Below are 23,359 nucleotides of genomic sequence, written 5' to 3' on the forward strand. Positions count from 1 at the left end.
GCCGTAGGGCAGCGGCAGAAACGCAACCTTGTGTGTCGTCGAAGCCGCCTGCAACAATAGGGATCTGGTCGAGTCACGGACCCAGCGTTTGGATCAGCGCAGGCGCGACCAATCGGTTGTGCGACAGCCATCTTCTGGAAATTGATAACATAGCTGCGACTATCGACAAATAGTACGGGTTCTTCGAAAGATAGAGGAAATTTAACGTAATGGACTCTGTACATTCCGTCGCGGAAATTTTCAAACATTTGGACGGTGACAATATAGAAGCCGCCACGATGGCCTGCTTGCGCGTTGCGCGAGCGTCTCAAGATCACCTAAATGCTGCATTCTTTTTGCGCGAGCTTTATCCGAGAAAGACAGAAGTAGAACGCATCCTTTATGAAGATATGCGGCACTTGAAGGAGGAGGCACTGAAGTTCGTTCTGAAGCACTCGCTGGAACGCTGGCTCGAAGTCCACACGATGGACTACCCTCTCGTGCACGAGGAAGACGAGGATAACGAGCGGACGGTGTTGGAAGTGGCAACCGGTGAAATCGAATCGCAACTAAGGCAATGGGGCGCAGTCATTGCCGAACTTAAGCCGCCGGCAGGCCTCACCGCGTTTGATGCGGCGGCATTTCATGATGCGGCAAATAGAGAGCGTGCAACTATTAGACTACGTCTTTCCGCATTGCAGACAATTAAAGCGCGACTTAAGATACGCTGCTTGAACTACGCTATCCAGATGGAACGGCAGCTGTTATCCCAAGATCGCAATCAAGCCCTACTCTGGACCGTTCAGAATGATGTGAACAATTATTTCAAAGAACACAGTTCAGACGTCTTCTACAAACTTCAGAAAGCTTCCGATCTTGCAGGATCAGATGATGAAGAGGATACAGCGTTGCTGTTGACGGAGGTGAGGCGCGCCTTGAAGGCAGCTGCCGATCACTTCTATCCGCCGCGATCGGAGCTTGTCATTTGCACAGACGGCAAAGAACGGATGCTCGCGGATGATCGCTACCTCGATCGCCTTCACGAGTATCTTGCTCAGCATATGGGTTCGTCCAAGGCGGGCGCGCTAGCAAAGGCAGAACTAGATCTGCTCGCTGCGTTCATGCGTAGGCTCAACAGCCTCGCCTCAAAAGGGGTTCACGACGCTGTAACGCAGGCAGAGGCACGGCAGGGTCTTGTGAGCCTCTTCTTGTTTTTGTCGACGGTGACTCAAACCGCGCCTAGCAATCGGAACGACTGACGCCCATTCCCGCTCTGCCGCTATAGTATTTGGAACCCCGTCTCGACGGAGGGGTTGGGGCCGGCCGGACGGTCTACCCGTTGCCCCAACCGCTTCCTCAATAGACCACCACGCTCCGGATCGACTTGCCCTCATGCATCAGGTCGAACGCCGTATTGATTTCGTCGAGCGGCATGGTGTGGGTGATCAGGTCGTCGATGTTGATCTTCCCTTCCATGTACCAGTCGACGATCTTCGGCACGTCGGTGCGGCCGCGCGCGCCACCAAAGGCCGAGCCGCGCCAGACGCGGCCGGTGACGAGCTGGAACGGGCGCGTGGAGATCTCCGTGCCCGAGGGGGCCACGCCGATGATGATGCTCTCGCCCCAACCGCGATGGCAGCATTCCAGCGCCTGGCGCATGGTGTGGACATTGCCGATGCATTCGAACGAGAAGTCCGCGCCGCCGCCGGTCAGGTCGACGATCGCCTGCACGACCTTGTCGCGACCGACCTCGTCCGGATTGACGAAATGCGTCATGCCGAACTTCTTGGCCATTGCGACCTTGGACGGGTTCAGATCGACGCCGATGATCTTGTCGGCGCCGACCATGCGCGCGCCCTGGATCACGTTCAGGCCGATGCCGCCGAGGCCGAACACCACGACATTGGCGCCCGGCCAGACCTTGGCGGTATGGATCACCGCGCCGATGCCGGTGGTGACGCCACAGCCGATGTAGCAGATCTTGTCGAAGGGCGCGTCCTCGCGAACCTTGGCGACGGCGATCTCGGGCAGCACGGTGAAATTCGAGAAGGTCGACGTGCCCATATAGTGGAACACGGTTTCGCTCGAGCAGGAGAAGCGCGACGTCGAATCGGGCATCAGGCCCTGGCCCTGCGTGCCGCGAATGGCCGTGCAGAGGTTGGAGCGCTGCGACAGGCAGGTTTTGCAGTTGCGGCATTCGGGCGTGTAGAGCGGAATCACATGGTCGCCCGGCTTGACCGACGTGACGCCGGCGCCGACTTCACGCACGATGCCCGCGCCTTCATGACCGAGGATCGCCGGGAACTTGCCCTCCGAATCGAGGCCCGACAGCGTGTAGGCGTCGGTATGGCAGACGCCTGTCGCCATGATCTCGACCAGCACTTCACCGGCCTTCGGGCCCTCAAGGTCGATCGTCTCGATCGTCAGCGGCTTGTTGGCTTCCCAGGCGACGGCGGCGCGGGTTTTCATCGAACGGCTCCTATAGTCCTGCTTCCGCGAGCGGCGGCTCGCCTGGCCGGACTTTATACGTCGAGCCGATTGACCGAAAGCCGAACCGTTCGACGTCGTGGCGACCATTGTGGAGTGCCCACATTTCCCGGCGAAGAGCGGTGTCCTATGGTGACATTTCGCAGTCGGGGGAGCGATCGATGGCAAGGCTGTTCGGGGTCGAGCGCGGGGCAATCGCGCGGGAGAATGCAAGCGTGCAAGCGGCGGGCGCGAAGCTCCCGGCTCCCAACCCCTGGCCCATCGTTGCGATCACCTGTATCGGCTCGGCTATGGGCCAGTTCGACGCCAGCGTGGTTCAGCTCGCCCTGCCCGACCTCGCCGTGGTCTTCCAGACCCGTGAGACGATGGCGAGCTGGGTGGCGCTGGCCTATGTGCTCGCCTTCTCCGCCGCCCTGCCCGTGTTCGGCCGCCTTTGCGAAATGTTCGGGCGCAAGCGTCTCTACCTCGCCGGAATCCTGGTCTTCGCGCTCGCCTCGGCGCTCTGCGCCACGGCGACGACGCTCGGCGAGCTCATTTTCTTCCGCGTCCTGCAGGGCATAGGCGGCGCATCGCTGGGCGCAAACTCGATCGTCATCCTGACGCGCGCTTCCGGCAAGGAGCTGCGCGCCCGCGCCATGGGCTATTTCTCGGCGGCGCAGGCGGTCGGCGTCAGTCTCGGGCCGATCGTCGGCGGGCTGCTTCTCGGCGCGTTTGGCTGGCAATCCATCTTCTGGGTCACCGTGCCGCTCGGCATCATCGGCGCGCTGCTCGGATGGATCATCCTGCCGGACGACACTGAACGCGACCCGCGCCCGTTCGACTGGCAGGGCGCCCTCATGCTCGGCCCGGCGCTGGCCTGCCTCGTGCTCGTCCTCAATCACATAGCCGACTGGGGCATCGCCTCGCTGCCGACGATTTCCTTCACCATCGGCGGCATTGCGCTGCTCGTCCTCTTCGTCTGGCGGGAAAGACGGACGCCGTCGCCCTTGCTCGATCTGCACATCTTCAGCTCGCAGCCATTCTCGCTCGGCGTCATCGCCGTGCTTCTCTCCTATGCGCTGCTCTACGGCATGTTCTACCTGATGTCCTACGCGGCGATCCGCGGCCTGCACGAATCGCCCGAACGTGCCGGGCTCCGTCTTTCAGCCGTGCCGATCGCGCTCGGGATTGCCGCGCCATTCGCCGGCGCATTGGTCAAGCGCCATGGAACATCGACGCTGGCGCTGTTCGGCATGGTGCTCGCCGCCATCGCGCTTCTGACGCTCTCGCTGGTTGCGCTCGAATCGACACCCTCGCGCGCGATCGGCATGGTCGCACTTGCCGTCTTCGGGGCGGGGCTCGGCTTCTTCATGGCGCCGAACAACAGCGCCACCATGGGCGCCGCGCCGCCCGCGCTGTCCGGCGAGGCCGGCGCCCTCATCAATCTCGCCCGCATGCTCGGCGTGAGCCTGGGCATCGCCAGTTGCGCTTCGATGCTGCATTGGCGCGTCACCGTCATCACGGCGGCGACCGACCCGAACGAGCTCTTCTTCGGAGACCCCATCCTCGGCGCCGTCGAGACCAGCTTCGCCCTGCTGCTGGTCCTCGCCATGATTGCCGCGATCGCAACCTGGTTGCGCCGCCGCCTCGCGCCGGAAAGCTGAGGCTCAGGCCGAGGGCGGAGACACGGCCTGATAGATCTCCTTAAACACCGACAGCGCCTCGCATTCGGCCGAGAGTGCGGCGAGGCGCGGCCAGCTCTTGTCGCCGAGCAGGCCCGGATGTGATTCGTTCAGGAAGTTGAGCGCGCAGGCGACCGCGATATCGGCATGTCCGATGCGATCGCCAAACCACCAGGGCGAAGGCCGGTTGGAGCGGTCGAGTTCCAGCGCGTCGAGCACGTCGCCGATCTGCGTCTTGCAGCGCTCGACCCAGACCTTCGACGTCTCGGGCCGCAACACGCGCTCATAGACGAGGCTGACCGCCTTGTCGGCCATGCCGGTCGCCAGCGCGCAGACCTTGAGCGCGCGCCGCCGCTCCGGCCCGTATTCGGCCATCATCGCATCGTCCGGCTCGACCTGCTCGTCGAGATAATCGAGGATCGCCGCGCTCTCGATCAGCACCTCGCCCGTATCGAGCACGAGCGTCGGCACGCGGCGCAGCGGATTATAGAAAGCCACCTTCTCGGCATCGCCGAACACCGACCAGGGCCGATGCTCGAAGGGCAGATCATAGAGCTTCAGCGCAACGCCGACGCGGCGGACAAAGGGGGAATCATACTGGCCGATGAGGATCATCGATGAACTCCAAGCTGTCTGGGTTGCCATCCTGCACCGGCCGGGCGAATGCGCAAGGTGCCGGGCGACAACCAGCGTTCACTCTTCGCCCCGCTCACGCCTCAGCTTCGCCCAATAATCCATGCGCTTCCTGATCTCGCGCTCGAAGCCGCGTTCCACCGGCTCGTAGAAGCTCTGGCGCCCGAGCGCTTCGGGGAAATAGTTCTGTCCCGAGAAGGCGTCCGGCTCGTCGTGATCGTACCGATAGCCGGCATTGTAGCCCTCGTCCTTCATCAGCTTGGTCGGCGCGTTCAATATGTGCTTGGGCGGCAGGAGCGAGCCGCCGCGCTTTGCAGCCTGCGTCGCGGCCTTGAAGGCGGTGTAGACGGCGTTCGATTTCGGCGCCGTCGCGAGATAGACGCAGGCCTGCGCGAAGGCGAGTTCGCCCTCGGGGCTGCCCAAATAATCATAGGCGTCCTTGGCGGCATTGGCGATCACAAGCGCCTGCGGGTCGGCGAGGCCAATATCCTCGACGGCCATGCGCACCAGCCGGCGCCCGAGATAGAGCGGGTCCTCGCCCGCATCGAACATGCGCGCCAGATAATAGAGCGCCGCGTCCGGGTCCGAACCGCGCACTGATTTGTGCAGGGCCGAGATCAGATTGTAGTGGCCGTCCTGGCCCTTGTCGTAGATCGGCGCCCGGCGCTGGACGATTTCCTGCAGCGCCTTCGCGTCGAAGACCTCGCCGGGCTTTGCCGCGCGCCAGACCTCCTCCGCCAGCGTCAGCGAGGCGCGACCGTCGCCGTCGGCCATGCGGATCAGCACCTCGCGCGCTTCCTCGTCGAGCGGCAGGGCCTTGCCCTCGGCGACTTCCGCACGCGCCAGCAATTGCGCGATCGAATCCGGTCCGTGCGAATGGAACACGAGCACGCGCGCCCGCGAGAGCAACGCCGCGTTCAACTCGAAAGAGGGGTTTTCCGTGGTGGCGCCGACCAGCGTGACGGTGCCATCCTCCATCACGGGCAGGAAGCTGTCCTGTTGCGCGCGGTTGAAGCGATGGATCTCGTCGACGAAGAGCAGCGTACCCTTGCCGATCTGGCGACGGGCCCGCGCCTGGTCGAACACCTTCTTGAGATCCGCCACACCGGTGAAGACTGCCGATATCTGCTCGAAATGCAGATCAGTCTCATTGGCGAGGAGCCGCGCCACCGTGGTCTTGCCGGTTCCCGGCGGCCCCCAGAAGATCATCGAGCCGAGCGAGCCGGAATGGAGCATGCGCGTCAGCGCGCCATCCGGCCCGACCAGATGATCCTGGCCGACGACGTCGGCGAGCCTTTGCGGCCGCAGGCGATCGGCAAGCGGCCGCGGCGCCGCCCTCTCCAACCCTGCTGCTTCGAACAGATTGCTCACGTCAGTCGCCAGATCCAGATCCGCTCTCTGCCACACTCAGCCGCCGAGGCGGGTACGGATCAGCTTGCCGCCGCGCTCGATCGTTACGCGCCACGTATCGGCGCCGCCAGAGGCGATGCCGGCGAGGCGTCGCGTCGAATCGATCGCGACATTGTTCACCTCGACGATCACGTCGCCCTGCCGGAAACCGACTGCCTGGGCGGCCGAACCGTCGATGATCGTCTCGACCAGCACGCCATCGGTCCGCCGTCCCTTATAGCCCATTTCATCGATCACGGCCGGCGAAAGGTTCACCACCATCATGCCGGCAAACGGCGAATCGGCGGTGATCGCCGTCTCCTCGCGCGCCGGGGTTTCCGGCGCGGCGATCAGGGCCATGCTCAGGCTCTGTTCCTTGCCGCTACGGATGATGCCGAGCGTCGCGTTTCCGCCGACGCCCTTGGTCGCAAGGCGATAATTGAGCGCGTTGGAATCGTCGATGTCGATGCCGTCGACCGAGACGACGAGGTCTCCGACCGCAAGGCCGGCGCCTGCGGCGGGGCCGGCCGGCGTCACATTGGTCACGAGGGCGCCACGCGGCCGATCAAGGCCGAGCCCTTCGGCGAGTTCGGCCGTCACCTGCTGGAAGTCGGCTCCGACCCATGGCAGCAGCACCTTGCTGCCGGACATGGCCGATTTCACAACGACGCGAACCATGTTGGACGGGATCGCGAATCCGATTCCGATCGAGCCGCCGGAGCGCGAATAGATCGCCGAATTGATGCCTACCAGATGCCCATCCATGTCGACGAGCGCGCCGCCGGAATTGCCGGGATTGATGGCGGCGTCGGTCTGGATGAAGAACTGATAGTCGGACGCGCCGACCTGCGTGCGCGCGAGCGCCGACACGATGCCGCTGGTCACCGTCTGGCCGACGCCGAAGGGATCGCCGAGCGCGAGCACCAGATCGCCGACGGCGAGCGCGTCCGAATCAGCGAAGTCGAGCGAGGGGAATTCCTTGCCGCCATCCTTGAGCCTGAGCACGGCGAGATCCATGCGCTCATCCTTCAGGATGATATCGGCGGAGAGCTCACGCCGATCCGAGAGCGCGACCTTCACCTCATCGGCATTGGCGATCACATGGTAATTGGTGACCACGACGCCAGACGGATCGACGATGACGCCTGAGCCCAGCGACTGCTGGACACGCGTGCGCGGGGCGGTATCGAGGCCGCCGCCGCCGAAGAACTGGCGGAAAAACGGGTCGTCCATGAAGGGGGACCGCCGCTGCTGCACCACGCGCGAGGCATAGACGTTCACGACGGCCGGCGACACACGCTTGACGAGCGGGGCGAACGAATAGCGCAACTGGGCCTCCGTCTGCGGCACGGTGCGCTCGGCGGCCCACGCCGGACCTCCCGCAATCGCCCCTACCAGACCGAGAACAACCGCCCATCCAAGCCGCATGACGTAGAACCCTCAGAAGACATGACCAGAGCGACGATGCTACACGAAATGCGGCGAGGCCATGGCCTCGCCGCGACGGAAAGGACGGGTATGATCGCCCTGACGTGCATTCTTTTCTTGGTCTGGCCGCCCACATCTGAATAATGCGTTCGGGGCGAAGAGGATTCCCATGTTCTGGGTTGCAGTGTTCATCATCGGCCTGTTCGGCACGCTCGCCGGCATCATACCCGTCATCCTGAACGGGCTGCGCTTCCGCAACGTCGCGCTTTTGATCATCGGCATCGCCATGCTCGGGGCTGGCAGCGTCGGCGTGATCGCAAAACCGAACTTCATCGCCCTGAAGATGCCGCGCATCGTCTTCGGCGAGAGCGACGCTCCCGTCGCCGCCGCGCCGGGCATTGAGGCGCCGGCCGCCTCACCCGAGGTGGCGAGCGCACCCTCCCCGGCCGTGAACGCGCCCGCTGCCGCTGCTACCGCCGACAAGGACGAATCGCAGCTACCCGCCGCCAAGCTGCCGCAACCCGTCTCCGTGACGACCACGACCGTCGTCGGCAACGAGGTCGACCCGCTTGCCAACCCGGCTGCGCCGGCGCCTGAGAACGTCCCCGTTCTGCCGCCGCCGGTCGCGACGGCCGCCGTAGCGCCGCCCCCTTCACCCGAGGCCGTGGCAGCGGAGCAACTCGCCGCACTCACATCGCAGCAGCCCAAGGACGAGGCTGCCTTCACCAAGATCCTGGTCGATTCGCGGGCCGAATATGACAAGGCCGACGATGCCGGCCGCGATACGGCGCAATCGAGCCGCGCGACGGCCATCTGCCGCGCGCTGCCAAAGCCCGACGTCAAGGGCTGGGTCGGCATGGTCAAGGAAGTCGACCGCGACGCGGGCGGCCGTATTATCCTCACCGTCGCCCTGCCAGACGGAACGCTTGTGAAGACCTGGAACAACGCCATGTCCGACACCGAGGACAAGACGCTGATCGTCGCCGGAACGCCGCTCGCCGCCGTGGTCGGGCCGCTGCAACCTGGCGATACGGTCCGCTTCGGGGGAACCTTCTTCTCCGACGAGCCCGACTGCTATCGCTCGAGCCGCCTGTCGCTCGACCAGTCCATGACGGATCCGAGCTTCCTCTTCCGCTTCACCGCCGTCGACAAGATCTGAGCTGAGGCGCTGAGGGCGCAAGCGCCCTCAGCCTGCTCCTGCCCCCTGCCCTGGACCAAACGCCGGGCGTGGTCGATCACGCAGCCGTCTCAGCCCTATCCACCCAGACCTGCGGCCCAGGCCTATAGGCTATGCCGCGGTGCAGCGATCATTCCCGGGAATCAGGACGAGAACCGAGGAGCCCTCGCCGGCCTCGCGGCACGGGACGCGCTCTGCGCCCTGCCCAGCCACGCGTCAATGCCGCGCCGCTCATCAAAATCTCCCAGCACTTCAAACGAAAAAAGGCGGCCCGAGGGCCGCCTTCAATTCAGTAGCTGGACGCTGGCGCGTTGGGCTTACGCCGCAACACTCTCAGCTTCATTCTCGAGCGCGGTGCGCGCACGATCAGCGGCGCCCTTGGCCTCGACGTCACGATCGACGAACTCGATCACGGCGACCGGGGCGTTGTCGCCATAACGGAAGCCAGCCTTCAGGACGCGAAGATAGCCGCCCTGACGCTCCTTGTAGCGCGGGCCAAGCGTCTCGAAGAGCTTGGCGGCGGCGCCGACGTCGCGCAGCTGCGCAATCGCCTGGCGGCGGGCGTGCAGGTCGCCGCGCTTGCCGAGCGTGATCAGCTTCTCGACGATCGGACGCAGGTCCTTCGCCTTCGGCAGGGTGGTGACGATCTGCTCGTGGGTGATCAGCGCGACCGCCATATTGGCGAACATAGCCTTGCGGTGGCTCGCGGTGCGGCTGAATTTGCGACCGGAATTACCGTGGCGCATGGCTCTCTCCTAAGGTTCTCTACCGGCGGCTCACGCCGTGGGCCTAATCTTAATAATGGTCTTCGTAGCGCTTCGCGAGCTCTTCAATGTTCTCCGGCGGCCAGTTCGTGACCTCCATGCCGAGATGGAGACCCATCTGGGCGAGAACTTCCTTGATCTCGTTCAGCGACTTGCGACCAAAATTCGGAGTGCGGAGCATCTCTGCTTCCGTCTTCTGAATCAGATCGCCGATATAAACGATATTGTCGTTCTTCAGGCAATTGGCCGAACGCACAGAAAGTTCGAGTTCGTCGACCTTCTTGAGCAGCGCCGGGTTGAAGGCGAGCTCCGGAATGGTCTCCGTCGTCGTTTCCTTCTGCGGCTCCTCGAAATTGACGAAGATCGACAGCTGGTCCTGGATGATCCGCGCGGCATAGGCCACGGCGTCGTCGGGACGCAGCGAGCCGTCGGTCTCGACCGAGAGCGTCAGCTTGTCGTAATCGAGAACCTGGCCCTCACGGGTGTTCTCGACGCGGTAGGAAACCTTCTTGACCGGCGAATAGATGCTGTCGATCGGGATCAGGCCGATCGGCGCGTCTTCCGGACGGTTGCGGTCTGCGGCAACATAGCCCTTGCCGGTATTGACCGTGAACTCCATGCGGATCTCCGCGCCCTCGTCGAGGGTGCAGATGACCAGCTCGGGGTTCAGAACCTCGATGTCGCCGACGGTCTGGATGTCGCCAGCCGTGACGACGCCCGGGCCCGACTTCCTGACCACCATGCGCTTCGGGCCTTCGCCCTGCATCTTGATCGAGATTTCCTTGATGTTCAGGATGATGTCGGTGACATCCTCGCGAACGCCAGGGATCGAGGAGAACTCGTGCAGCACGCCGTCGATCTGCACGGCCGTAACGGCAGCGCCCTGCAACGACGATAGAAGAACGCGACGCAGCGCATTGCCGAGCGTCAGGCCGAAGCCGCGCTCCAGAGGCTCCGCGACAACGGTAGCGAGACGCTTCGGATCAGAACCCGGCGTCACTTCGAGCTTGTTCGGCTTGATCAGCTCTTGCCAATTCTTATGGATCACGACCGTATCCTTTCCTATTCAAACGCCGCCTGATGGTTCAGATGGCGTCGCGCTCCCATTCAACCGGAGCGCGGAATGCCGATGCGCAAACGGGATGGCGCCCCGAGGGCGCCATCCTGAATGTTAGACGCGGCGACGCTTGCGCGGCCGGCAACCATTATGCGCGATCGGGGTCACGTCACGGATCGAGGTGATCGTGAAGCCGGCAGCCTGCAGGGCACGCAGAGCCGACTCGCGGCCCGAACCCGGACCCGAAACTTCGACTTCAAGCGTCTTCATGCCATGCTCAGCGGCCTTGCGGCTCGCATCCTCGGCCGCCATCTGGGCGGCATAGGGGGTCGACTTACGCGAACCCTTGAAGCCCATCATGCCGGCTGACGACCAGGAGATCGCATTCCCCTGCGCGTCGGTGATGGTGATCATGGTGTTGTTGAACGTCGAATTCACATGCGCAACGCCCGACGAGATATTCTTGCGCTCGCGGCGGCGTACGCGCGTGGTGTCCTTAGCCATTCTCTATCCTTACGTTCGATCTCGACACCGCCGTAATGCCGGCGGCTCCACCGGGGGCCTAGCGCCCACGAACTCTGAATTACTTCTTCTTGCCTGCGATCGGCTTGGCCGGACCCTTGCGGGTGCGCGCATTGGTATGCGTGCGCTGGCCACGAACCGGCAGACCGCGACGATGACGCAGGCCGCGATAGCAGCCGAGGTCCATCAGACGCTTGATGTTCATTGCGACTTCACGGCGCAGATCGCCTTCGACGATATAGTCGCGGTCGATCGTCTCGCGGATCTGGAGCACTTCCGCATCGGAGAGCTCGTTCACGCGCTTGGCCGGGTCGATACCAACCTTGGTGATGATGTCGAGCGCATTCTTCGCGCCGATACCATGGATATACTGCAGCGCGATGATGACGCGCTTGTTCGTCGGGATATTGACGCCTGCGATACGGGCCACTGCCGTCTCCATTCTATCGCCGGTCTTCGTTCGAAGATCCGGCACCACATTTTACCCGCGTCCGGTGGAGGCCGGCTCATGCGAGCGATTTGCTAATTGCAAACGAACAGCGCCGTCCCTCGAAACTCAAGGAACGCCGCGTTCATTTGAATTAGGCCGCGAGCCTTATCGACTCTCGACCTCTTCGTCAAGATGACTCAACGTTTTCTCAATATCGGCTGACACCTCATCGATGGAACGCATGCCATCGATCTGAATCAGCTTGCCCCTCTCGCTATAGAAGGGAGAGATCGCCGCAGTATCGCGATTATACGCGTCAAGCCGGGTCTTGAAGACATCCGGATCGTCATCCTTGCGAACCGCCTCACCGCGCGCCTTCGTCTCTTCGGCACGCTTGATGATGCGATCGATCAGCTTGGTCTGGTCGACCTTGAGCTCGATGACGACATCGAGCTTGGTCCCCTTCCCCGCCAGCATCTGCTCAAGCGCCTCAGCCTGGGCGATCGTGCGGGGAAACCCGTCAAGGATGAAGCCCTTGCGGCAATCGGCTTCGTCGATTCGGTCCGCGACAATGCCGATCACGACATCATCGGAGACCAGATTGCCCGCATCCATGATCGCCTTGGCGCGCAACCCGACCGGCGTACCGGCCTTGACGGCGGCCCGCAGCATGTCTCCGGTGGAGAGCTGCGGGATACCATGACGATTGACGAGACGAGCGGACTGCGTGCCCTTACCAGCTCCAGGCGGTCCGAGCAGTATCAGCCTCATCGCCTCTTCCCCCTGAGTTTTGCCTTCTTGACGAGGCCTTCATATTGATGCGCAAGCAGATGGCCCTGTACCTGTGACACGGTGTCCATCGTCACATTGACGACGATGAGCAGGGACGTGCCGCCAAAATAGAAGGGCACATGCGTCGCCGAAATCAGGAACTCAGGCAACAAGCAGACGATGACCAGGTAGATCGCGCCGAGGACGGTGATTCGCGTCAGCACATAGTCGATATATTCGGCCGTGCGCTGGCCCGGACGGATGCCCGGAATGAAGCCGCCATGCTTCTTCAGATTGTCGGCCGTATCGGTCGGATTGAACACGATCGCCGTATAGAAGAACGCGAAGAACACGATCATCGCCGCGTAGAGCAGCATATAGAGGATCGTGCCATGGCCAAGCAGCGCCACGGTGGACGAGAGCCATGCGGGCGCGCCGCTCGACTGCGTGAAGTTCGCAACCGTCGCAGGCAGGAGCAGCAGCGACGAGGCGAAAATCGGCGGAATGACGCCGGCGGTGTTGAGCTTCAGCGGCAGATGCGACGATTCACCCTGGAACATCCGGTTGCCGACCTGGCGCTTCGGATACTGGATGATCAGGCGGCGCTGGGCGCGCTCCATATAGACGATGAAGCCGATCGCGGCGACGGCGACGATAGCGACGAGCGCAATGACCCAGATCGGCAGCGCACCCTGGCGTCCGAGCTCGAGCATGCCAGCAAGAGCATGCGGCAGGTTCGCAACGATGCCGGCGAAGATGATCAGCGAAATACCGTTGCCGATGCCGCGCGAGGTGATCTGCTCACCGAGCCACATCAGGAACATCGTACCGCCGGTCAGCGTGATGACCGTGGTAATGCGGAAGAACAGGCCGGGATCGATGACGATATTCGTGCCACCCTCGAGGCCGGCCGAAATGCCATAGGCCTGGACGACGGCAAGCAGCACCGTGCCATAGCGCGTGTACTGGTTGATGACCTTGCGACCCGCCTCGCCTTCCTTCTTCAGGGCGTCGAGCGACGGGATGATCGACGTCATCAGCTGGATGATGATCGACGCCGAGATGTACGGCATGATGCCGAGCGCAAAGATCGCCATGCGTCCGACGGCACCGCCGGAGAACATGTTGAACAGGCCCAAAATGCCGGACTGCTGATTGTTGAATGCGCTCGCCAGCGCTTCCGGATTGATGCCGGGAAGCGGGATATAAGTGCCGAGCCGATAAACAATCAGCGCACCCAGCGTGAACCAGATGCGCTTCTTGAGGGCATCGGCTTTCGCGAATGCGCCGAAATTCAGATTGGCCGCTAATTGTTCAGCCGCAGATGCCATTCGCCGCTCCGATCGGGCCCGAGAACCGGGCCCCAATGCCCCAGGGGCATTAAGTGGTTTCTCGGAGACGCCACATCAAGCGGCGTCTCTCGTCGGACGAACGAAACGGCTTACGCCGCCTCGGTCTCATCAGCGGCAGGCTTGGCTGCGAGCACCTTGATCGAGCCACCCGACTTCTCGACAGCCTCGAGCGCCGGCTTGGAAGCGCCAGCGATCTCGAAGGTGACGGCGAGCTTCAGCTCGCCCGGGCCGAGCAGGCGGACGCCGTCCTTGATGCGACGCACGACGCCGGCTTCCTTCAGCGCCTCGACCGTCACCGGCTTGCTCGCATCGAGCCTGCCCGCGTCGATCGCGACCTGGATACGCTCCAGGCTGACTTCATTGAAGTCCTTGGCGAAGATGTTGTTGAAGCCGCGCTTCGGCAGGCGACGATGCAGCGGCATCTGGCCGCCCTCGAAACCCTTGATGGCGACGCCCGTACGGGACTTCTGGCCCTTGACGCCACGACCACCGGTCTTGCCCTTGCCGGAGCCGATACCGCGGCCGACACGGATGCGGCTCTTGCGCGCGCCCGGATTGTCGTTGATCTCGTTGAGCTTCATCGAACTCGTCCCTGTCAGGCTCAGGCCTCGTCCACAACGCGGACGAGGTGAGCCACCTTGGCGATCATGCCGCGAACCGCAGGCGTATCCTGCAGCGTCGAACGGCGACGGATCTTGTTCAGCTTGAGGCCGATCAGCGTTGCGCGCTGCTCGGCAGGGCGGCGGATCGGGCTGCCGGTCTGCTCGACGGTAATCGTCTTCGCAGCGCCCTCAGATGTCTTGGCCATCGGTCAATACCTCTAGAATTGTGCAGCGATCACGCCTCGGCCGCTGCTTCGGCTTCGCCACCACGGCGCGCCTGCAGAGCCGAAACCTTGATGCCGCGACGCGATGCGACGCTGCGCGGGCTGTCTTCGGCGGCGAGAGCCGCGAAGGTCGCGCGCACCATGTTGTACGGGTTCGACGAACCCATCGACTTCGCCACGACGTCCTGGACGCCGAGGGTCTCGAAGACGGCGCGCATCGGACCGCCCGCAATGATACCGGTGCCGGGAGGGGCAGCGCGGAGGAACACCTTGCCTGCACCGTGACGGCCGAAGACGTCATGATGAAGGGTACGGCCCTCGCGAAGCGGGACACGCACCAGGGCACGCTTCGCCGCTTCCGTCGCCTTACGGATGGCTTCCGGCACTTCACGCGCCTTGCCATGACCGAAGCCGACCCGGCCCTTCTGGTCGCCAACGACGACGAGGGCTGCAAAGCCGAACCGCCGTCCGCCCTTCACCACCTTCGCGACGCGATTGATGTGAACGAGCTTGTCGACGAATTCGCTGTCGCGCTCTTCCCGCTGCTCTCTGGCCATCAAAGATCCAATCGTTCTTGTTTCGTTATGACGCGCCTCAGCGCATCAGAAATCCAGTCCGCCCTCGCGAGCACCATCGGCCAGCGCCTTGACGCGGCCGTGGAACAGGTACGAGCCGCGGTCGAAGACGACCTGCGTGACACCCGCAGCCTTTGCCCGCTCGGCAACGAGCTTGCCAACCGCCTCGGCGGCCGCCTTGTCGGCACCCGTCTTCAGCGAAGCGCGGAGATCCTTTTCGAGCGTCGAGGCCGACGCAACGGTGCGACCCACGGCATCGTCGATCACCTGGGCGTAGATATGCTCCGAAGAGCGGTGGACGCTGAGACGCGGACGTCCCGTCGCCACCTTGCGGAGCGCACGGCGGACGCGCGCGGCGCGCCGGTCCTGCATAGAATTGGCCATGACGGTCTCCGTTACTTCTTCTTGCCTTCCTTGCGGAAGATTGTTTCGGTCGAGTACTTCACGCCCTTGCCCTTGTAGGGCTCCGGACCGCGATATTCGCGGATCTCGGCGGCGACCTGGCCGACCTTCTGCTTGTCGATACCCGAGATGATGATCTCGACCGGGCGCGGCGTCACGATAGTGATGCCGGCGGGGATCGGATACACGACGTCATGGCTGTAGCCGAGCGCCAGCTGCAGGTTGGTACCCTGCACGGCAGCGCGGTAACCGACACCGTTGATCTCGAGCTTCTTCGAGAAGCCGTCAGTCACGCCCTTCATCAGGTTCGAAATCATCGTGCGCGACATGCCCCAGGCCGAACGAGCGGGCTTGGAGTCATCACGCGGGGCGACCTGAACGCCACCATCCTTGAGTTCGACCACGACATGATCCGTGAAGTCGAAGGACAGCTCGCCCTTCGGACCCTTCACCGACACCGTCTGGCCGTTAATCGTGGCCGTAACGCCTTTCGGCACCGCCACCGGCTTCTTACCAATACGAGACATCAGACCAATCCGTCCGGTTCGTGTTTCTGCGATTCGACCAGATCAGAACACCTGGCAGAGAACTTCTCCGCCAACATTCTGCTCGCGGGCGTCCGCATCCGACATAACGCCCTTCGGGGTCGACAGGATCGACACGCCGAGACCGTTCTTGACCTGCGGAATGTTCTTGACCGAAGCATAGACCCGGCGGCCCGGCTTGGAGATCCGCTCGATAGTGCGGATGACCGGCTCGCCATCATAATACTTCAGCTCGATCTCGATCTCCGCCTTGCCGTCGCCATGATCCACGGAGGCAAATCCACGGATATAGCCCTCGGCGCGCAGCACCTCGAGAACGTTCTCGCGCAGCCTGGAGGACGGGGTCGAAACCTTCGACTGCCGCCGCATCTGGGCATTACGAATACGGGTGAGCATATCACCCAGAGGATCGGTCATCGTCATCGGACCGTGCTCCTTACCAGCTCGACTTGACGAGACCCGGGATCAGACCCAGGTGCCCGAGTTCGCGAAGTGCGATACGCGACATCTTCAGCTTGCGATAAACGCCACGCGGACGGCCCGTCACTTCGCACCGGTTACGGATGCGGGTGGGGGAGGAATTGCGCGGCAGTTCAGCGAGCTTCAGGCGCGCCTGAAAACGCTCTTCCAGCGTCAAGCTCTCATTATTGGCAACCGCCTTCAGCTTCGTGCGCTTCGCAGAATACTGCTTGGCGAGTTCACGACGCCGGTCGTTCTTTTCGATCGAGCTCTTCTTGGCCATCGATGTTTTCCTTTCCCGGCGCTTACTGGCGGAAGGGGAAGTTGAGCGCCTTCAACAGCGCGCGAGCTTCCTCATCCGACTGGGCGGTGGTGCAGACGATGACGTCCATACCCCAGACCTGATCAACCTTGTCGTAGTTGATCTCCGGGAAAATGATGTGCTCCTTGATACCCATGGCGTAGTTGCCACGGCCGTCAAAGCTCTTCGGGTTCAGGCCGCGGAAATCGCGGACACGCGGAAGAGCGATCGTGACGAGACGATCCAGGAACTCGTACATCCGGGCCTTGCGCAGCGTGACCTTGCCGCCGATCGGCATGTGCTCGCGAACCTTGAAGGTCGCGATCGACTTGCGGGCCTTGGTCACAGCCGGCTTCTGGCCAGCGATCTGAGCGAGATCGCCGAGCGCCAGACCGACCTTCTTGGAGTCGTTCACGGCCTCGCCGACGCCCATGTTCAGCACGATCTTGTCGAGGCGCGGAATCTGCATCGGGTTCTTGTACCCGAATTCCTCGACGAGCTTCGAGCGAACCTCATCTTCATAGAACTTCTTGAGCCGCGGCTCGTAAGCTGCCTCAGCCATCGATTACGTCTCCCGAACGTTTTGCGACGCGTTGCTTGCGCCCGTCTTCGGTTACCTTGAAGCCGACTCGCGTCGGCTTGCCGTCCTTAGGATCGGCGAGAGCAATGTTGGACAGGTGAATCGGCAGCTCCTTGGCGACGATGCCGCCCTGCTCGCTGGCCGTCTGCTTCTGATGCTTCCGTCCGACATTGATGCCGCGCACGACTGCGCGCGAGTCAGAGGGAATAACACGAAGCACTTCGCCCGTCTTCCCCTTATCTTTGCCCGTGAGAACGACGACGCTGTCGCCCTTCTTGATTTTCGCGGCCATCACAGCACCTCCGGAGCCAGCGAGATGATCTTCATGTGGTTCTTCGCGCGAAGCTCGCGCGGCACCGGTCCGAAGATACGAGTCCCGATCGGCTCTTTCTGGTTGTTGATCAGCACCGCCGCATTCTTGTCGAAGCGGATGACGCTGCCGTCGGGACGACGAATGTCCTTGGCGGTGCGAACGACGACCGCCTTCATGACGTCGCCCTTCTTCACGCGACCACGCGGGATCGCCTCCTTGATCGACACGACGATGATGTCGCCGACCGAAGCGTATTTCCGCTTGGAACCGCCGAGAACCTTGATGCACATCACACGACGAGCGCCGGAATTATCCGCCACGTCGAGGTTAGTTTGCATCTGAATCATGACTGGCCGCCTACTTTCCTGGTCGCCGCATCTCCATGAAGATCAGCAGCAACGAACCTCTTCCGTGCCTTACTTGCCGTCCGCTTCAGCGGTCTCGACAACGACCCAGCGCTTATTCTTCGAAATCGGCTTCGACTCCTCGATGGAGACGATATCGCCGATCTTGTGGACATTGCCCTCGTCATGGGCCTGGTACTTCTTGGTCCGACGCACGGTCTTCTTCAGAACCGGGTGCGTGAAGCGCCGCTCGACGAGAACGACGACGGTCTTGTCGGTCTTGTCGCTGACGACGCTGCCTTGCAGAACGCGTTTTGGCATCTTCGCCTCCTCAGCGCTTGTCCGCCGCGCTCTTCTGCGCGGCGATGGTCTGGATCCTGGCGATATCGCGGCGAACCTGCCGGACACGCGCCGTATTCTCAAGCTGCCCGGTTGCCCGCTGGAAGCGCAGGTTGAACTGCTCTTTCTTCAGGTTTACCAGCTCGCCCTCGAGCTGGTCGGCGGTCAGCAGCCGAACATCTTTTGCCTTCATGGCCATATCCTCGTCTTCGCCGATCAGTCGGCGATGCGCTGTACGAAGCGCGTCTTGATCGGAAGCTTCGCCGCGCCGAGACGCAGCGCCTCACGGGCGGTCTCTTCGTCGACACCGTCGATCTCGAACATGATCCGGCCAGGCTTGACACGGGACGCCCAATATTCAGGCGCGCCCTTGCCCTTGCCCATGCGGACCTCGGTCGGCTTCGACGTCACGGGCACATCCGGGAAAATCCGGATCCACACGCGGCCGGCACGCTTCATGGCACGCGTGATCGCGCGGCGAGCCGCCTCGATCTGACGCGCCGTGACGCGGTCGGGCTCCATAGCCTTCAGGCCGAAACCGCCGAAGTTCAGATCCGTACCACCCTTGGCGACGCCATGGATGCGGCCCTTGAACTGCTTGCGGAACTTGGTGCGCTTCGGTTGCAGCATTTTCGTTCTCTCTCGACCTCAGGTCCGACCTATCACGCCGCGTTATCGCGACGGCGGCCGCCACCGGAGCCCTGTTCATTGCCTTCGGTCTGGCGACGCTCGGACGCCATCGGATCGTGCTCAAGGATTTCGCCCTTGAAGATCCAAACCTTGATGCCGCACGTGCCATATGCCGTGTGAGCCGTCGCGGTGCCGTAATCGATGTCGGCACGCAGCGTATGCAGCGGAACACGACCTTCGCGGTACCACTCCAGGCGCGCGATTTCCGCACCACCGAGACGACCCGACGCGTTGATGCGGATGCCCTCTGCGCCGAGACGCATGGCCGACTGCACCGAACGCTTCATGGCGCGGCGGAACGCAACGCGACGCTCGAGCTGCTGCGCGATCGAAGCCGCCACCAACGTCGCATCGATCTCCGGCTTGCGGATCTCGACGATGTTGATGTGCACTTCGCTGTCCGTCAGCTTGCCGACGGTCTTGCGCAGCTTCTCGATATCGGCGCCCTTCTTGCCGATGACGATACCCGGACGAGCCGAGTGGATCGTCACGCGGCACTTCTTGTGCGGACGCTCGATCACGATCTTCGAGACCGCAGCCTGCTTGAGGTCCTTCAGGAGGACTTCGCGGATCTTCTGGTCCTCGTGCAGCAGCTTGCCGTATTCGCCCTTGTTGGCGAACCAGCGGCTGTCCCAGGTCCGGTTGATGCCGAGGCGCAGGCCGATCGGATTGATTTTCTGGCCCATCAGGCGGCCTCCTCAACTTCGCGCACGACGATCGTCAGATGCGAAAACGGCTTCTCGATCCGGCCGACGCGACCGCGAGCCCGCGGCGTCCAGCGCTTCATCACCAGGGCCTTGCCGACAAACGCTTCGGCGACCACCAACGAATCAACGTCGAGATCGTGGTTGTTCTCGGCGTTTGCGATCGCGGATTCCAGCGTCTTCTTTACGTCACGCGCAATTCGCTTCTCCGAGAAGGTCAGATCCGCGAGAGCGGCGCTGGCCTTCTTGCCCCGGATGAGCTGGGCGACGAGATTGAGCTTGCGCGGCGAGACACGGATCATGCGCGTGATCGCGCGCGCCTCGGTGTCTTTCAGCGCGCGTTCGCGCTTCGGCTTGCCCATGTTACTTCCTCTTCGCCTTCTTGTCGGCCGTGTGACCATAGTAGGTCCGCGTCGGCGAGAACTCGCCGAACTTGTGACCGACCATGTCCTCATTGACCGTGACCGGAATGTGCTTCTGACCGTTGTAGACACCGAAGGTCAAACCGATGAACTGCGGCAGGACCGTGGAGCGGCGGCTCCAGATCTTGATAACCTCGCCACGACCGGACGACCGGCTCTTCTCTGCCTTGCGCAGGAGATAACCGTCGACGAACGGGCCTTTCCAGATTGAACGAGCCACGACAGCCTCTCTCTTACTTGCTCTTGCGCAGATGACGGCTGCGCGCGATGAACTTGTCGGTCGACTTGTTGTTGCGGGTCTTCTTGCCCTTGGTCGGCTTGCCCCACGGCGTCACCGGGTGACGGCCACCGGACGTACGACCTTCACCACCACCATGCGGGTGATCGACCGGGTTCATGGCGACGCCGCGAACGCTCGGGCGCTTGCCAAGCCAACGATTACGACCAGCCTTGCCGATCGAGATGTTGGAATGATCCGGGTTCGACACCGCGCCGACCGTGGCGAGGCAGGTCTGGTGAACCAGGCGCTGCTCGCCCGAGTTCAGGCGAAGAATGGCCATGCCGGCATCGCGGCCGACATACTGCGCATAAGCACCAGCCGAACGTGCGATCTGGCCGCCCTTGCCGGGCTTCAGCTCGACATTGTGCACGATCGTTCCGACCGGCATCGCGCCGAGCGGCATCGTGTTGCCGGGCTTCACATCGGCCTGAGCCGACGAGATCACCGTATCGCCAACGGCCAAGCGCTGCGGCGCCAGGATGTAGCTGAGCTCGCCGTCTTCATACTTGATGAGGGCGATGAAAGCCGTGCGGTTCGGATCATACTCGATCCGCTCGACGACCGCCGGGATATCAAGCTTCTTGCGCTTGAAATCGACCAGGCGATAGGTCCGCTTGTGACCGCCGCCACGGCCGTAAGCCGTGACGCGACCGAGATTGTTGCGACCGCCGCTCTGACGGAGACCTTCGGTGAGACCCTTGACCGGCTTGCCGGCGTAGAGTTCCGAACGGTCGACGAGAACAAGCTGGCGCTGTCCCGGCGTAGTCGGCTTGTAATGCTTGAGAGCCATGGCTTCAGCCTATTCTTTTCGCGTCAGAGACCGGTAGAAACGTCGATCGACTGACCTTCAGCGAGCGTCACGATCGCCTTTTTGACGTCGCTCTGCTTGCCCACGATACCGCGGAAGCGCTTCACCTTGCCCTTGCGGACAAGCGTGTTCACGCCCGTAACCTTGACCTTGAACAGCGCCTCGACAGCCGCCTTGATCTCAGGCTTGGTCGCCGTCTTCAGAACGTTGAAGACAACCTTGCTCTGCTCGGTGGCGATGGTCGACTTCTCGCTCAGCACGGGGCTGCGGATGATGTCGTAATGCGAGACCTTGCTCATTTGAACCGCTCCTGCAGCGCTTCGACCGCAGCCTTGGTCAGCACGAGCTTCTCGCGGCGCAGAATGTCATAGACGTTGATGCCCTGCACCGGCAGCACATCGATGTGCGGCACATTGCGGGTCGCGAGACCGAAGTTCTCGTTGACCGCGGCGCCGTCGATGATGAGCGCGTTCGCCCAGCCGAGCTTGGCCAGGCTTTCCTTGACCGCCTTCGTCTTCGGGGCGTCGATGGCGACGTCCGAGACGATCACGAGGTTTTCGCTCTTCAGCTTCGACGACAGCGCATGCTTCAGAGCGAGGGCACGGAACTTCTTGGTCAGGTCATGCGCATGGCTGTGCACGACCGGGCCGAAGGCCTTGCCGCCGCCGCGGAACTGCGGCGCCGTCTTGGCACCGTGGCGAGCGCCGCCGGTACCCTTCTGCTTGTACATCTTCTTGGTCGTGCCGGAAACTTCCGACCGACCCTTCGACTTGTGCGTGCCGGCCTGGCGCTTGGAAAGCTGCCAGCGGACCATGCGCTGCAGGATGTCGCTGCGCGGATCGAGACCGAAAATCTCATCCGGGAGCGAGATCTCGCCAGCCGCCGAACCGTCGAGCGCGGTGACCTTGATATCGACCATTATTCGGTCTCCTTCGCTTCGACCGCGACGTTAGCCGCAGCACCGCGCGCCTTGAACGCACCGGGGAACGGCGCTTCCTTCGGCAGAGCGCGCTTGACAGCGTCGCGCACTTCGATCCAGCCGCCCTTGGCGCCGGGAACGGCACCCTCGACCATGATCAGACCACGCTCGACATCGGTCTTGACGACCTTGAGGTTCTGCGTCGTCACGCGGACATCGCCCATGTGACCGGCCATCTTCTTGTTCTTGAAGACCTTGCCGGGATCCTGGCGCTGGCCGGTCGAACCGTGCGAACGGTGCGAGACCGAGTTACCGTGCGTCGCGCGACCACCACCGAAGTTGTGGCGCTTCATGACACCGGCAAAGCCCTTACCGATCGACGTGCCCGACACGTCGACGAACTGGCCGACGACGAAGTGCTCGGCGGTCAGCTCGGCGCCGACCTCGATCAGGTTGTCCGGCGAGACACGGAACTCCGTAACCTTGCGCTTGGGCTCGACTTCAGCCTTCGCGAAGTGGCCGCGTTCGGCCTTCGGCGTGTTCTTCACCTTGGCGAGACCGCTGCCCAGCTGGACCGCGGTGTAGCCATTCTTGTCTTCAGTACGGTGGGCGACAACCTGACAGTTGTCGAGCTTCAGCACCGTGACCGGCACCTGCTCACCCGCATCCGTATAGATGCGGGTCATACCCACCTTCTGTACGATCAATCCAGAGCGCATGACTATCCTCGCTCGCCTCAGAGCTTGATTTCGACGTCCACGCCAGCAGCGAGGTCGAGCTTCATCAGCGCGTCCACGGTCTGCGGGGTGGGGTCGACGATGTCGAGAAGACGCTTATGCGTGCGCATCTCGAACTGCTCGCGGCTCTTCTTGTCGATATGCGGCGACCGGTTCACAGTGAACTTCTCGATCTGAGTGGGAAGCGGCACCGGGCCGACAACGCGGGCGCCGGTACGCTTCGCCGTGTTCACGATCTCACGCGTCGACGCATCGAGAATACGATGGTCGAACGCTTTGAGCCGGATCCGGATATTCTGACCGTTCATCGATTTATGTCCTCAGGTGACGTGAGCGCGCGACGAATTCGCGCGCCCGGTCCGGATCTGCCTTACTTGATGATGCTGGCGACGACGCCGGCGCCGACGGTACGGCCGCCTTCGCGGATAGCGAAGCGCAGCTTCTCTTCCATGGCGATCGGAACGA

At 62.7% G+C, this 23,359-nt stretch carries 35 protein-coding genes; 3 read left to right on the forward strand and 32 right to left on the reverse strand.

Annotated elements, in window-relative coordinates; genetic code table 11:
- Positions 1-209 precede the first annotated feature (209 nt).
- Positions 210-1,238, forward strand: coding sequence for a hypothetical protein (locus QO014_RS06020; RefSeq protein WP_266347710.1), 1,029 nt, complete (start codon positions 210-212; stop codon positions 1,236-1,238).
- A gap of 97 nt (positions 1,239-1,335) precedes the next feature.
- On the opposite strand, the gene QO014_RS06025 is transcribed toward QO014_RS06020, so the two are convergent.
- The gene (locus tag QO014_RS06025; protein WP_266347711.1) at positions 1,336-2,448 is read right to left on the reverse strand and encodes an S-(hydroxymethyl)glutathione dehydrogenase/class III alcohol dehydrogenase; all 1,113 of its coding nucleotides are present in this window, start codon (positions 2,446-2,448) and stop codon (positions 1,336-1,338) included.
- Between the two features lie 179 nt (positions 2,449-2,627).
- Here QO014_RS06025 and QO014_RS06030 point away from each other — a divergent pair, with 179 nt between their 5' ends.
- On the forward strand, positions 2,628-4,109 hold the full coding sequence (locus QO014_RS06030) for a DHA2 family efflux MFS transporter permease subunit (RefSeq protein ID WP_266347712.1): 1,482 nt from the start codon (positions 2,628-2,630) through the stop codon (positions 4,107-4,109).
- A gap of 3 nt (positions 4,110-4,112) precedes the next feature.
- Here the strand turns inward: QO014_RS06030 and QO014_RS06035 are convergent, their stop codons facing one another.
- The 3 genes from QO014_RS06035 to QO014_RS06045 form a co-directional block, all read right to left on the reverse strand.
- Positions 4,113-4,742, reverse strand: coding sequence for a glutathione S-transferase family protein (locus QO014_RS06035; protein ID WP_266347713.1), 630 nt, complete (start codon positions 4,740-4,742; stop codon positions 4,113-4,115).
- A 78-nt stretch (positions 4,743-4,820) separates the two neighbouring features.
- Entirely contained in the window at positions 4,821-6,131 is a 1,311-nt protein-coding gene (locus QO014_RS06040; RefSeq protein ID WP_266347714.1) for a replication-associated recombination protein A, read from the reverse strand.
- Between the two features lie 36 nt (positions 6,132-6,167).
- A complete protein-coding gene (locus tag QO014_RS06045) occupies positions 6,168-7,577 on the reverse strand; it encodes a Do family serine endopeptidase (protein ID WP_266347715.1) in 1,410 nt (469 codons plus the stop codon).
- Between the two features lie 169 nt (positions 7,578-7,746).
- Between QO014_RS06045 and QO014_RS06050 the strand changes: the two genes are divergently transcribed.
- Positions 7,747-8,736: a hypothetical protein gene (locus tag QO014_RS06050; protein ID WP_266347716.1), complete on the forward strand. Its 990-nt coding sequence runs from the start codon at positions 7,747-7,749 to the stop codon at positions 8,734-8,736.
- Between the two features lie 335 nt (positions 8,737-9,071).
- Here the strand turns inward: QO014_RS06050 and rplQ are convergent, their stop codons facing one another.
- From rplQ to QO014_RS06190, 28 genes are all read right to left on the reverse strand, one after another.
- Positions 9,072-9,500 (reverse strand): 50S ribosomal protein L17, encoded by a 429-nt coding sequence (gene rplQ / locus QO014_RS06055; RefSeq protein WP_266347717.1) that lies wholly within the window; start codon positions 9,498-9,500, stop codon positions 9,072-9,074.
- A 49-nt stretch (positions 9,501-9,549) separates the two neighbouring features.
- Positions 9,550-10,566: a DNA-directed RNA polymerase subunit alpha gene (locus QO014_RS06060; protein ID WP_370877098.1), complete on the reverse strand. Its 1,017-nt coding sequence runs from the start codon at positions 10,564-10,566 to the stop codon at positions 9,550-9,552.
- Between the two features lie 123 nt (positions 10,567-10,689).
- Positions 10,690-11,079 (reverse strand): 30S ribosomal protein S11, encoded by a 390-nt coding sequence (gene rpsK, locus QO014_RS06065; protein WP_266347718.1) that lies wholly within the window; start codon positions 11,077-11,079, stop codon positions 10,690-10,692.
- 79 nt (positions 11,080-11,158) lie between these two features.
- A complete protein-coding gene (gene rpsM, locus QO014_RS06070; RefSeq protein ID WP_266347719.1) occupies positions 11,159-11,527 on the reverse strand; it encodes a 30S ribosomal protein S13 in 369 nt (122 codons plus the stop codon).
- 165 nt (positions 11,528-11,692) lie between these two features.
- Positions 11,693-12,298 (reverse strand): adenylate kinase, encoded by a 606-nt coding sequence (locus tag QO014_RS06075; RefSeq protein ID WP_266347720.1) that lies wholly within the window; start codon positions 12,296-12,298, stop codon positions 11,693-11,695.
- Positions 12,295-13,629 (reverse strand): preprotein translocase subunit SecY, encoded by a 1,335-nt coding sequence (secY, locus tag QO014_RS06080; RefSeq protein WP_266347721.1) that lies wholly within the window; start codon positions 13,627-13,629, stop codon positions 12,295-12,297. Before secY ends, QO014_RS06075 begins: the two co-directional genes overlap by 4 nt.
- A gap of 110 nt (positions 13,630-13,739) precedes the next feature.
- Entirely contained in the window at positions 13,740-14,231 is a 492-nt protein-coding gene (gene rplO, locus QO014_RS06085) for a 50S ribosomal protein L15 (protein WP_266347722.1), read from the reverse strand.
- Positions 14,232-14,251: 20 nt separating this feature from the next.
- Positions 14,252-14,458 (reverse strand): 50S ribosomal protein L30, encoded by a 207-nt coding sequence (gene rpmD, locus QO014_RS06090; protein WP_266347723.1) that lies wholly within the window; start codon positions 14,456-14,458, stop codon positions 14,252-14,254.
- Positions 14,459-14,487: 29 nt separating this feature from the next.
- Complete coding sequence (rpsE, locus tag QO014_RS06095) at positions 14,488-15,033, reverse strand: 30S ribosomal protein S5 (RefSeq protein ID WP_266347724.1); 546 nt, start codon at positions 15,031-15,033, stop codon at positions 14,488-14,490.
- 45 nt (positions 15,034-15,078) lie between these two features.
- Positions 15,079-15,435: a 50S ribosomal protein L18 gene (rplR, locus tag QO014_RS06100; RefSeq protein ID WP_266347725.1), complete on the reverse strand. Its 357-nt coding sequence runs from the start codon at positions 15,433-15,435 to the stop codon at positions 15,079-15,081.
- Positions 15,436-15,446: 11 nt separating this feature from the next.
- The gene (gene rplF / locus QO014_RS06105) at positions 15,447-15,980 is read right to left on the reverse strand and encodes a 50S ribosomal protein L6 (RefSeq protein ID WP_266347726.1); all 534 of its coding nucleotides are present in this window, start codon (positions 15,978-15,980) and stop codon (positions 15,447-15,449) included.
- Between the two features lie 42 nt (positions 15,981-16,022).
- Complete coding sequence (gene rpsH / locus QO014_RS06110) at positions 16,023-16,421, reverse strand: 30S ribosomal protein S8 (protein WP_266347727.1); 399 nt, start codon at positions 16,419-16,421, stop codon at positions 16,023-16,025.
- Between the two features lie 13 nt (positions 16,422-16,434).
- Positions 16,435-16,740, reverse strand: a complete 306-nt coding sequence (rpsN, locus tag QO014_RS06115) for a 30S ribosomal protein S14 (RefSeq protein WP_266347728.1) — start codon at positions 16,738-16,740, stop codon at positions 16,435-16,437.
- A gap of 22 nt (positions 16,741-16,762) precedes the next feature.
- Complete coding sequence (rplE, locus tag QO014_RS06120) at positions 16,763-17,320, reverse strand: 50S ribosomal protein L5 (protein ID WP_266347729.1); 558 nt, start codon at positions 17,318-17,320, stop codon at positions 16,763-16,765.
- Positions 17,313-17,630: a 50S ribosomal protein L24 gene (gene rplX / locus QO014_RS06125; RefSeq protein ID WP_266347730.1), complete on the reverse strand. Its 318-nt coding sequence runs from the start codon at positions 17,628-17,630 to the stop codon at positions 17,313-17,315. Before rplX ends, rplE begins: the two co-directional genes overlap by 8 nt.
- Positions 17,630-17,998 carry a 50S ribosomal protein L14 gene (gene rplN / locus QO014_RS06130; RefSeq protein WP_029075463.1) on the reverse strand — a complete coding sequence of 123 codons (369 nt, stop codon included), beginning with the start codon at positions 17,996-17,998 and terminating at the stop codon, positions 17,630-17,632. Before rplN ends, rplX begins: the two co-directional genes overlap by 1 nt.
- A 69-nt stretch (positions 17,999-18,067) precedes the next feature.
- A complete protein-coding gene (rpsQ, locus tag QO014_RS06135; RefSeq protein WP_266347731.1) occupies positions 18,068-18,316 on the reverse strand; it encodes a 30S ribosomal protein S17 in 249 nt (82 codons plus the stop codon).
- A gap of 10 nt (positions 18,317-18,326) precedes the next feature.
- A complete protein-coding gene (rpmC, locus tag QO014_RS06140) occupies positions 18,327-18,527 on the reverse strand; it encodes a 50S ribosomal protein L29 (protein ID WP_266347805.1) in 201 nt (66 codons plus the stop codon).
- Positions 18,528-18,550: 23 nt separating this feature from the next.
- Entirely contained in the window at positions 18,551-18,964 is a 414-nt protein-coding gene (gene rplP, locus QO014_RS06145; RefSeq protein WP_266347732.1) for a 50S ribosomal protein L16, read from the reverse strand.
- Between the two features lie 32 nt (positions 18,965-18,996).
- The gene (rpsC, locus tag QO014_RS06150) at positions 18,997-19,710 is read right to left on the reverse strand and encodes a 30S ribosomal protein S3 (protein ID WP_266347733.1); all 714 of its coding nucleotides are present in this window, start codon (positions 19,708-19,710) and stop codon (positions 18,997-18,999) included.
- A complete protein-coding gene (gene rplV / locus QO014_RS06155; protein WP_266347734.1) occupies positions 19,710-20,090 on the reverse strand; it encodes a 50S ribosomal protein L22 in 381 nt (126 codons plus the stop codon). Before rplV ends, rpsC begins: the two co-directional genes overlap by 1 nt.
- A 1-nt stretch (position 20,091) precedes the next feature.
- Complete coding sequence (gene rpsS / locus QO014_RS06160) at positions 20,092-20,370, reverse strand: 30S ribosomal protein S19 (protein ID WP_266347735.1); 279 nt, start codon at positions 20,368-20,370, stop codon at positions 20,092-20,094.
- A gap of 13 nt (positions 20,371-20,383) precedes the next feature.
- Positions 20,384-21,220, reverse strand: coding sequence for a 50S ribosomal protein L2 (gene rplB, locus QO014_RS06165; RefSeq protein WP_266347736.1), 837 nt, complete (start codon positions 21,218-21,220; stop codon positions 20,384-20,386).
- A 23-nt stretch (positions 21,221-21,243) separates the two neighbouring features.
- A complete protein-coding gene (locus QO014_RS06170; RefSeq protein WP_266347737.1) occupies positions 21,244-21,537 on the reverse strand; it encodes a 50S ribosomal protein L23 in 294 nt (97 codons plus the stop codon).
- Complete coding sequence (rplD, locus tag QO014_RS06175) at positions 21,534-22,157, reverse strand: 50S ribosomal protein L4 (protein ID WP_266347738.1); 624 nt, start codon at positions 22,155-22,157, stop codon at positions 21,534-21,536. Before rplD ends, QO014_RS06170 begins: the two co-directional genes overlap by 4 nt.
- A complete protein-coding gene (gene rplC, locus QO014_RS06180; protein WP_266347739.1) occupies positions 22,157-22,876 on the reverse strand; it encodes a 50S ribosomal protein L3 in 720 nt (239 codons plus the stop codon). The genes rplD and rplC overlap by 1 nt, the downstream gene beginning before the upstream one ends.
- 17 nt (positions 22,877-22,893) lie before the next feature.
- Complete coding sequence (gene rpsJ, locus QO014_RS06185) at positions 22,894-23,202, reverse strand: 30S ribosomal protein S10 (protein WP_018184903.1); 309 nt, start codon at positions 23,200-23,202, stop codon at positions 22,894-22,896.
- Positions 23,203-23,264: 62 nt separating this feature from the next.
- The coding region (locus QO014_RS06190; RefSeq protein WP_456077695.1) for an EF-Tu C-terminal domain-related protein at positions 23,265-23,359 on the reverse strand (95 nt) is incomplete at its 5' end.

Origin of the sequence: Kaistia dalseonensis (assembly GCF_030814715.1) — a bacterium.
Lineage (GTDB): Bacteria > Pseudomonadota > Alphaproteobacteria > Rhizobiales > Kaistiaceae > Kaistia > Kaistia dalseonensis.